Below are 9,615 nucleotides of genomic sequence, written 5' to 3' on the forward strand. Positions count from 1 at the left end.
AGCGTATGCGGACCGGTCGTGCGCGGCGAAGGGATTTCGCGGCGGCTCGCGGTCCGCCCCCTACGGGCGGTAGATCTCGCCCGGGTTCGGCGTCGCGGGCGCCAGCAGCTGGGACACCGTCACGAACGAGAAGCCGCGCTTCTTCAGCTCCGCGATGATGCCGGGCACCGCCGGGACCGTGCCGTCGTAGATGTCGTGGAGCAGGATGATCCCGTCCTTCTTCGCCTGCTTGAGGATCCGCTCCTCGATCAGCGCGGAGTCGTTCGTGGAGTAGTCCTTGGCGGTGGCGTTCCACAGGACCTGCGCCAGGCCGAGGTCCTTGCTGATGCCCGAGACGGTGTCGTCCGTGCGCCCCTGGGGCGGGCGCATCAGCTTCGGGCGCTCGCCGGTGATCTTCTCGATCGCCTTCTGCGTGAGCTCCAGCTCGTCGCGGATCTCGGCGGGCTTGCGGTCCGTGAGGATCTCGTGGGTCCAGGTGTGGTTGGCGATCTCGTGGCCCTCGGCCGCCTGGCGCTTCACCACCTCCGGGTACTTCAGCACGTGGTGCTTGCCCAGCAGGAAGAAGGTCGCCGGGACCTTCTCCTTCTTGAGCGTGTCCAGCAGCTTCGGGGTGTCCTTGCCGGGCCCCGCGTCGAAGGTGAGCGCTATGCACTTGGCCTTGCGGCAGTCGACGGCGCCCAGCTTCCCCCCGCCCCCGTCGCCCGCCTCCTTCCTGGCCGTGGCGGGCGCGGTGGTGTCCATGCCGCAGCCGGTCAGGGTCAGGGCCATGACGGCGGCCAGTCCGGCGGCCGCAGTGGTCAGCCGGGCCGTCTTCTCGCGGAGCATGAGGAGGCGTCTCGCTCTCGGTGGTGCGCTTTGCGCGGTATCGGCAGGAACCCGATTCACTGTACACGCGGTGTATAGAAGGGGTTCACGACGGGTTCGGAGCGCGGATGCCCGCGCCGCCGTCACATCGGAACGCCGTCCTCCAGCTCCACCGGCCCCGTCCCGCTCTCCAGCGCCGCGCACGCCGCGGCCACCCGCCTGCCCAGGTTCCCCAGCAGGTACCCGCCCAGTTCCGCGACCGGCACCAGCCGCCACGAGTCCAGTTCCTCCTCCTGGAGCCGGATCGCCGCCAGCTGCTCCGCGTCCAGCACCCCGCCGTCGTAGACGTACGCCACCAGCGGCGGGCGCGCCGTCCCCGGCACCCAGTCCAGGGCCAGCAGCCTGCCCGGCGCCACGTCGAGCCCGATCTCCTCAAGCGTCTCCCGCCGCGCCCCCTGCCGGGGCGTCTCGCCCGACTCCGACTCGATGGTCCCGCCGGGCAGCGCCCACCCCTGACGGTAGTTCGGCTCGACGATCAGGATCCGGCCCTCGGCGTCCCGGAACAGGGTGGCGGCCCCGGCGAGCACGCGGGGGAGCGAGGCGATGTACGCGGCGTAGTCCATGGTGGTCATGGGGGCAGCCTAGGAGCCGCCCCGCCGCCGCGTGCGCCGGTATCCCTACCGGGTGACCGCGTCGAGGTCCGCGTAGCTGGTGCGGGTCTCGGGGTGCCGGCCGCCCAGGGTGGCGTTCCTGATCGCGTACACCGACTCGTACAGCTGCTTGGCCCGCGCGCGGTCGCCGAGCCGCAGCAGCACGTGGGCCAGCTCGCGCCGCGTGACGAGGGTGTCGGGGTGCGTCTCGCCGAGCTGCCGCGCGCGCAGCCCGTGCACCTCCTCGAAGAGCCGCAGCGCCTCCTCGTAGCGCTGGAGCTGGGCCAGGGTGTACGCCATGTTGTGGCCGCAGCGCAGCGTGTCGGGATGGTCGGGGCCCTGGCCCCGCTGGCGGGCCGCCAGCACGCCCACGTACTGCGAGAGCGCCTCGCTGTGGCGGCCGAGCAGCCCCAGCGAGAACGCCGTCTGCTGGCGGGCGTTGAGGGTGTCGGGGTGCGAGGGGCCGAACGCGTTCGTACGGTGCCGGGCCACGTCGCGGTACTCCGCCAGCGCCTCGCCGTGCCGCTCCAGGGCGAGCAGGGCGAACGCCCGCTCGTAGCGCGAGGCGAGCGTCGCCTCGTGGTCGGGGCCCAGCACGGCCGTGCGCGTCCTGACCGCCTCGCCGAGCACCCGGTGCGCGAGCTGGGGACGGCCGCCGCGCAGCAGCTCGACGCCGTGCGCGTGCCGCTCGGCGTGGTCCCACTCGGGGGCGGGCGCCGAGAGGCCGGGGGCCGGGTGCAGCGTGACCGGCGCGTGCGGCGGGCTGTGCAGGGTCAGCGTCCTGGCGGTCGAGGGGAACCGGGCGGGTCCGCTGTCGATCCGGTACCCGACGGCGAACAGGTCGGACAGCGACGAGGACGCCGTGTCCTGGGAGATCAGCAGGTGGACCCGGGGGCCGGCGGCCAGGACGCCCAACGAGTCGACGAGGGCGAAGAAGGTGCCCTGGGCGTCGACGACCTGGTCGAGGTCGTCGATCACCACCAGCAGCCAGGGGAGCCGGTCCGCGTCGACCGCCGAGCGCTGGACGGCCTCGTTGCGCAGCAGTGTGCCCAGCTCGCGGATGCGGTCCGAGTCGTCGCCGACGGACTGGCACCAGACGGTGTGCGGCAGCGCGGGCAGCGGGGACGGGGTGAGGGCGCCGGTGCGGTCGGCGCAGATGACGGTGAGCGCGGCGGGGTCGTTGGCGGCGGCGAACCCCTCGACGATGGCGGCCAGTTCGGCCCTGCGCGGGCCCGCTCCGCCGTGGATCAGGCCGTGCGGGCCGATGCCGTCGAGCTGCGGCGGGGCGATGTCCAGGGCGAACAGCCGACCGCGTCCGTCCACCCCGAGGGGCGCGGGGCGCAGCCGGGGCGCGGGCTCGTGCTCGGCGACCGCGAGGAAGGCGCGTTCGAGGTCGTCGGCGGAGGGGCGGTTCTCGGGCCACGGGTCGCGGCAGTCGCCCAGCACGCCGTACAGCGCCGTCCAGCGGGGATCGCGGTGGGCAGGATCGGGGTGGGCAGGATCGGGGGGCCGGGGGGCGTCGGCGGCTTCGGGCCTCGTGCCGGTGCTCGCGCCGGTGTCCGCCGCGTACACGTACGCGTCCTGTCCGCCGGTGGGCTGTCCGCCGGCCGGTAGCCCGGCCCCGCCCACCACCGCGCCGAGCGGGCCGCTGCCCGCGTCCGTGCGTCCCTCGTCGCCCCTGCCGTCGAACCGCAGCAGGAGCAGGATCCCCGCGAGCCCGTACACGTCCTCGGCCCTGGACGGCGGCTTGGGCGTCGCGGGGCCCGGCCCCTGACCCGGCGCGCCCCACCCCTGGAGCAGCACCCCGCGCTCCGACACCAGGAAGCTGCGCCTGCCGAGCGCGCCGTGCACCAGGTTCCGCCCGTGCGCGGCGGCGACGGCCCTGACCATCTGGAGGCCGAGCGCGCCGAACCGCTCTTCGGACAGCGGGCGGTGGTGGCGGAGGTACGCGGCCAGGTCGGGGGCGTGCTCGCCGCCGCCGGAGGCGTCGGGCGCGCCCGGCTCGTCCGGCGCCCGTACGAACTCCACCGCCAGCCAGTCCAGCGGCTCGCTCCCGTACGACAGCAGCCGGGGTGCGTGCCTGCCGTCCATCGTGCGCAGGGCCCGCACCTGCGCGTCGTGCACCCGCCGCGCGTAGCCCGTCCCGCGCCCGCCCACCGTGTGGACGACCGCCCACTCGCCCGGCCGTTGCCCGGCGGCCTCGGCCGTGCTGTCGGGCCCGCTGCCGTGCCCGAGGTAGCTGTTCCCGCCGAACCAGCCGCCGCGGTGCCGGGCGAACAGCTCGTACGGGCCGATCCGCAGGGGATCACCGGCCTCCAGCGGCACCCAGTCCGAGCCCTCCCGGCCCACGAATGGCGGCGCGGGCACCGCGGGCGAGGACGGGACCGCGGGTGAGGTCGGTCCCACGGGTGCGGGAAGCGCTACGGACGGGGGTGCCGGTGCCGGAGCCGGTGCCTGAGCCCCGGACGCGGGCGCCCCGGACGCGGGCGCCGTCCCCATGCGCCTCAGCAGCCGCCCGCTCACCCAGCCGAAGGGCCGCCCGGCCCCGTCGACCTCACCGGCGCCCTCCGGGTGCGCGAGCCACGCGGGGAACTCGGGAGAGTGGCCCGCGAGTTCCATCAGGCGCGACGTCACCACCCGTGCCGTGCGCGCCAGTTCGGGTCCCGCGACCGACCCGATCAGGATCTGCCGGGTCTCCTCGTCGAAGTCGTGGTCGAGGCCGCCGTCCTCCCGCGTGCGCCGCATCAGCCCGCCCAGGAACACCTCCGCGAGGTGCCCCGCGTCCACCTCGGGCTCCAGGGCGTGCTGCACCAGACCCATCACGGGCACGGACACCGGCGACAGCGCCGCCAGGTGCGCCGCGAGGCGGTACGCCCCGGGCGACGCCGCGTCCCGGAAGCGGCGCAGCTCGGCGCGGGCGTCCCCCTCGGGAGCGCGCGCCGGGGGCCCGGGGGCCGGGGCCAGGAGCGGCAGCAGCGCGCTCGCCCCCGGCGAACCGACCAGCGAGGCCCAGGCGCCGACCGCTTCGGGCGTGGGCGCGAGCACCGGTACGGGCACGCCCTCGAACCGCGCCACCTCCGGCGGGAGCACGGGATCGGTGACCGTCCAGTCGCGGTTGGCCGGGCCCCGCCCCGAGGCCGTGACCCGCCAGGTGTGGGCCCGGATGCCGGAGCCCTCCCACAGGCGCCTGGGCAGCGCGTGCACCACGGCGGCGGGCCCGGCGCACGCCCACCGGTCGAGCGCGGCCCGCATCCGCCCGTCGCGCCAGGCCGCGCCCACGCCGTCGCTCACGACCAGCACGAGCGTGCCGCCCGTGGGATCGGTGACGGTGCCCGGCGGGAGCGGGGTGCCGCCGGACTCGTACGGGCGGCGGGTGAGGCGCGGCGCGTGCGGGCCGCGGCTGTCGAGCCCGTACACCCGGATCGTGCGGAAGGCCCCGCTGCGCTGCATCAGGAGCCGCACCTCGGCGGCGAACCTCCGCCACAGCCGCATCGACACCCCGTCGTCGACCAGCAGCACCAGTTCGAGCCAGCGCGTGCGGGCCGGGCGCAGCACCGCGTCGGGCAGCCCCGTCTCGGCCATCGCCGAGGCCGTCGCCTCCTCGTCGAGGCTCCGCAGCCTGCGGTCGGGCCTGCGCTGCTTCAGCGGGCGCAGCGCCCGCCCCAGGCGCAGCTCGCCCGCGCCCAGCGCGCTCTCCTGCGGGGCGCGCACGGACTGGGCGCGCGCCGCTTCGTGCCCGGCGCGCGCGGGGGCCGCGTGCAGCGGGGAGGGCGCGGGAGGGGGCGGGGCCTGGGCCGCGGGCGGGCCGGACGGGGGCCGCGGGGGTACGGCTCCGGCGGCGGGCTGTCCCTCGGGGAGCGGGGAACCGGGGAGCGGGGGCAGGGGCGGCACGGTCGCGGGTTCGCCGGGGACGGTCGCGCCCGCGCGCAGCAGCGGCGCGTCCGCGCCGCCCGGCATGCGCTCCGCCAGCCACAGGGCGTCCAGCAGCTCCTCGGCCGACAGCTCGGCCCCGGACTCCGCCAGCAGCCGCCTCACCCGCTCCGGCACCGCTACACCGCCCCGCCGAGCCGGTGCAGCACCGCGTCGAGCAGCCCGTCGGCGTCCAGCTCGACGCCGCCCCTGCGCAGGAACACCGCGTTGAGCAGCTGGTCGGTGGCCAGTTCGCCCGGGGCGCGGCGGCCCAGGAACGCGTGCAGCAGGTCGTCCATGCCCGCGAGCGCGCCCGGCCCCAGGTGCGCGGTGACGATGTCGCGCAGCCGCTGCTCGTCGGGCTCGGGCAGTTCGAGCCGCACGCAGCGGCGCAGGAAGGCGGGCGGGAACTCCCGCTCGCCGTTGCTGGTGATCACCACGACGGGGAACTCCCCGCACCGCACCCGCCCGTGCGCCACTTCGGTGCGCCCGTCGGGGTCGTCGGTCAGCACCTCGACGCGGGACCGCTCGTGGGAGAGCCTGGCCAGCTCGGGGATGTCGAACTCGCCCTCCTCGAAGACGGTCAGCAGGTCGTTGGGCAGGTCCACGTCGCCCTTGTCCAGCTCGTCGACGAGCAGCACGCGCGGGCGGGGGCCCGGCACCAGGGCCGTACCGAGCGGGCCGAGGCGCACGAACGAGCCGATGCCCGGCTCGGTCCGGCCGACGTCCCCGGTGCGGCCGACGTGCCCGGTGCGGCCGACGTCCCCGGTCCGGTCGATCCTGGGGTCCTCGCTCCCGCCGCCCGCGTCCCTGCGCAGCCCCGCCTCGCGCAGCCGCCCGATCGCGTCGTAGTGGTACAGCGCGTCGCTCAGCGCGGAGCGGCTGTTCACCGGCCAGTGCAGCACCCGCCCCAGCGACAGCTCGTGCGCCAGCGCGTGCGCCAGCGAGGACTTGCCCGTGCCCGGGTGCCCGGTCACCAGCAGCGGCCTGCGCAGGTGCAGCGCGGCGTTGACCACGTCGGCCTCGGCCGGACCGATCAGGTACGGCAGCGGGCGCGCCCCGGCGGCCGCGCCCTCCGCGCCGTCCAGCGGCGCGAACCGCCGCCACGGCGGGGCCTCGGGGAACACCGGCTCGCGCCGCAGTCCGTCGCCCTTGAAGAGCCGCCAGTCGGCGGCGGGCCCGGTCGTCGTCATGACGGGATGGTTCCTTTCATGGGGGTGTGCACCGGATCGTCCGGCGCGTGCGCCGCTGCTCCCGGCGGGTCCGCGAGGCCGACCACCGACGGCAGGGCGAGCACCGAGTCCTCCCACACCAGGGAGGGGCGCGCCGGGTGCCGGTCGGGCTCCGACATCGCCGCCGTGCGGAACTCCCCGACGCGGTGCGGGAGCCGGTGCAGCGGCCCGGTCGGCGCCACCGGGTCGAGCCGGTCCGCGTGGTCGTGGCTCAGGGCCTCGCGGTCCCACAGGATCACCGGCACGCCTAGCGCCAGGCACAGTTCGAGCAGCCGCTGCTTCTGCGGCGCGGGACCGTGCAGCACGACCTGGTTGGCGTCCGTGTGGGTACGGGTCAGCAGTCCGGCGAGGCGGCGCGGATCGGCGCAGTCGCGGCCCACCACCAGCGGGCGGCCCACGCCGTCGTTCCAGCGGCGCAGCAGCTCCTCGTCGCGGGTCGGCACCATCCGGCTCATCTCGGGGCAGCGCAGCGTGGTGCGGAACATGACGCCCAGCGGCAGCGACGGCACGAACGCGTTGGGGCTGCCGGTGTCCCACTCGTCGACCGGCAGCTGGAGCGCGTCCCGCCCCACCACGACCTCCACGGCGGGCGGCGCGTCCCCCGGCGCGGCGCACCCCTCGGCGGCCTCCCGGATCATCCGCCCGACCTCCTCGGGCGTACGGGGCGACTCGTCGCCCACCGGCAGCCGCCGCAGCGCCCCGTCGTCCCCGGCCCGCCACACCGCGCAGCCGTACCTGCGCTCGGTTCCGACCGCGGGGGCGTCGGCCGCCGTCACCACCGCGACCAGCCGCGTCACCGCCTCCGGCCGGTGCGCCGCCCAGCGCCCGGCGTCCGCGCGCCGCTCGGTGAGCGCCGCCGGATGGATGCCGAGCCGCGCGGTCACGTGGGCGTTCCAGGCGCGCAGGCTGTCCCGCACGTCGGGGCGCGCGCACGCCGCCACCAGCTCGACCAGCTGGACGAGCGCGGGCACCCCTGGGGTCCCCACGGGCACGGGCCCGCCGTCCTGGTAGCCCTCCAGGGCCGCCACGGCCCGCTCGACCGCGAGCGGGTCGAGCGCGGCCGTGGCGAGCACGGCGGGCAGCTCCGCGTACCGCAGGGCCTCGCGCGCCGCGCGCGGCACCAGCGCGGGGTCCTCGCGCACCGCCTCGCCCAGCCAGCTCAGCAGGGTGCGGTACTCCGCGACCGACAGCAGCCGCGCCCGGCCCACCAGGCGCCCCGCCGCGATCAGGTCGTCGAGGCCGTCGGGGCGGGAGCCGCCGGGCCCGGCCGCCGCCAGCGACTCGGTGAGCGTGGGCAGTGCGCGCTCGACGGTGACCAGCAGCCGGGCCAGCTCGTCCAGCGAGGGCGCGCTGCCGTCGGCCGGGGTGCCGATGCCCAGCTGAGCGGCGAGGGCGCGCGCCTGGTCGGCCCGGAGCGCGGGGTCGGAGAGCAGACAGCGCAGCGCGCCGGTGAGCGCGTACGCCACGGGGTCGTCGGCGAGCGGCGGCCGGTGCTCGCGGGGGCGGCCGCCGCCGTCGAGCCCGAGGAGCGCGGCGAGTTCGTCGGCGCCGTGGGCCACGTGGGCCACGTGGGCCGCGTGGGGCCCGAGCGGACCGTGGGCCGGGTGGTGCCCGGCAGGACCGTGGGCCGGGTGGGGCTCGTCGGCTTCGCGGGGCCGGTAGGAGCCGCCGGGGCCGCGGATCCCGTACGGATCGAGGGGCGCGCCCCCTTCCCGTACCCCTCGCGCCCCTTCCGCGGCCCCCCGCTGTTCCGGTGGCGCGTACGCCGCGCGCAGCTCCTGGCGGACCCGCTGCCAGGGCAGCGCCAGGCTGCGGCGGCTGACCTGCTGGGGCAGCGGTACGGCGGGATCGGCGACGATGTGCCCGGTCACGATGCCGACGACCGACGCGTCCGCGCCCGACCACAGCGGGCCGCCGCTGTACCCGGGGCCGATCGCCGCGCCGCCCGGCGAGCCGTCCACGACCGCGATGTGCCCGTCGAGCTGGAGCACCGTCGTCCCGGCGACCGTGATGCGCTCGCCGCCGCCGTGCCAGGCGCGCAGCGACTGCCCCTCCGCCATGTCGGCCCAGACGGCGGGCCGCGCCCAGGGCGGGGCGGGCTCGGCGAGTTCGAGGACGCACAGGTCGCCGTGCCACACGGCGCGGTGCCTGCGCGGCGGCACCCAGAGCGCGACGCGGGCCTTCACCCGCTGCGGCGCCGCGTCACCGTGGAAGGCCACGACCAGGTCGTCGCCCTCGGGGCGCGCCGCGCTGAAGTGGTCGGCGCCCACCGCGTCGTTGACGACGTGTGCGCACGTCAGCACGTGCCCGGAGGACAGCAGTACGGCCGCGCCCGCGGCGCGGTGGTCGCGCCGGCCGAGCACGGAGACGACCTGCGCGGGTTCGGAGCCCCGGTGGAACCAGCCCACGGGTCTCAGCTCCGGGCGTCGAGCTGCCAGGTCGCCGATACGGTCATCGTGGCCTTGCCGTTCGCGCCCACGATGCCCAGTTTGAGGTCCTGGCCGATCTCGACGCCGAAGGCGACGGTCAGCTCGCTCGGCGGATGGTCGTTGGCCGAAACCGATTCATGGATCTCTTCGAGGAGCGGGCCGAGCGGGCGCAGCGTGGCCCGCAGCGTCCCGGTCGCGAGCGCCGCGGCCCTGGTCCGGCCGCTCGCGACGGGCGTCGCGGTCCCGAACCCGTCGGGCAGGTCCGCCCCGTCGTACGGGTCCGCGGCCCCGTCCTCCCCGCTGGTCCCGCCCGTCTCGTGGGCACCTGCGGGGGCGTGCGCACCGGCGTCGGCGAGCTGCACGCGCAACGCGGCTCCCGCGAGGTCCAGTTCCATGTACTCGGGCATGCGGACCATTGTGCAGATCAACCGACGAGCCGTGCGGTCCTTTCGGCCAGTTCCCCGATGCGGACGCCGTCCCGTTCCGCTCCGGACCCTTGTCGGCCCCCGCCGGTTCCGTGCGGCGGTGGGGGGGGGGGGCGCGGGGGGGGCCCCCCCCCCCCCCCGGGGGGGGCGCCCCCCCCCCGCCGCA

General features: G+C 76.9%; 6 protein-coding genes. All 6 read right to left on the reverse strand.

The features are described from left to right. Positions 1-60: 60 nt before the first annotated feature. Positions 61-825: a polysaccharide deacetylase family protein gene (locus ACIBNE_RS00265; protein ID WP_399267786.1), complete on the reverse strand. Its 765-nt coding sequence runs from the start codon at positions 823-825 to the stop codon at positions 61-63. A 122-nt stretch (positions 826-947) separates the two neighbouring features. After that, a complete protein-coding gene (locus tag ACIBNE_RS00270) occupies positions 948-1,436 on the reverse strand; it encodes an NUDIX domain-containing protein (RefSeq protein WP_399267788.1) in 489 nt (162 codons plus the stop codon). Between the two features lie 45 nt (positions 1,437-1,481). After that, positions 1,482-5,501, reverse strand: coding sequence for an SAV_2336 N-terminal domain-related protein (locus ACIBNE_RS00275; protein WP_399267790.1), 4,020 nt, complete (start codon positions 5,499-5,501; stop codon positions 1,482-1,484). Positions 5,502-5,503: 2 nt separating this feature from the next. After that, complete coding sequence (locus ACIBNE_RS00280; protein WP_399267792.1) at positions 5,504-6,556, reverse strand: AAA family ATPase; 1,053 nt, start codon at positions 6,554-6,556, stop codon at positions 5,504-5,506. Then, positions 6,553-9,003 carry a trypsin-like peptidase domain-containing protein gene (locus ACIBNE_RS00285; RefSeq protein WP_399267794.1) on the reverse strand — a complete coding sequence of 817 codons (2,451 nt, stop codon included), beginning with the start codon at positions 9,001-9,003 and terminating at the stop codon, positions 6,553-6,555. The genes ACIBNE_RS00280 and ACIBNE_RS00285 overlap by 4 nt, the downstream gene beginning before the upstream one ends. A 5-nt stretch (positions 9,004-9,008) precedes the next feature. Next, complete coding sequence (locus tag ACIBNE_RS00290) at positions 9,009-9,431, reverse strand: CU044_2847 family protein (protein WP_399267796.1); 423 nt, start codon at positions 9,429-9,431, stop codon at positions 9,009-9,011. Between the last annotated feature and the right edge of the window lie 184 nt (positions 9,432-9,615).

The sequence above is a fragment of the Streptomyces sp. NPDC050504 genome, assembly GCF_044458065.1.
Lineage (GTDB): Bacteria > Actinomycetota > Actinomycetes > Streptomycetales > Streptomycetaceae > Streptomyces.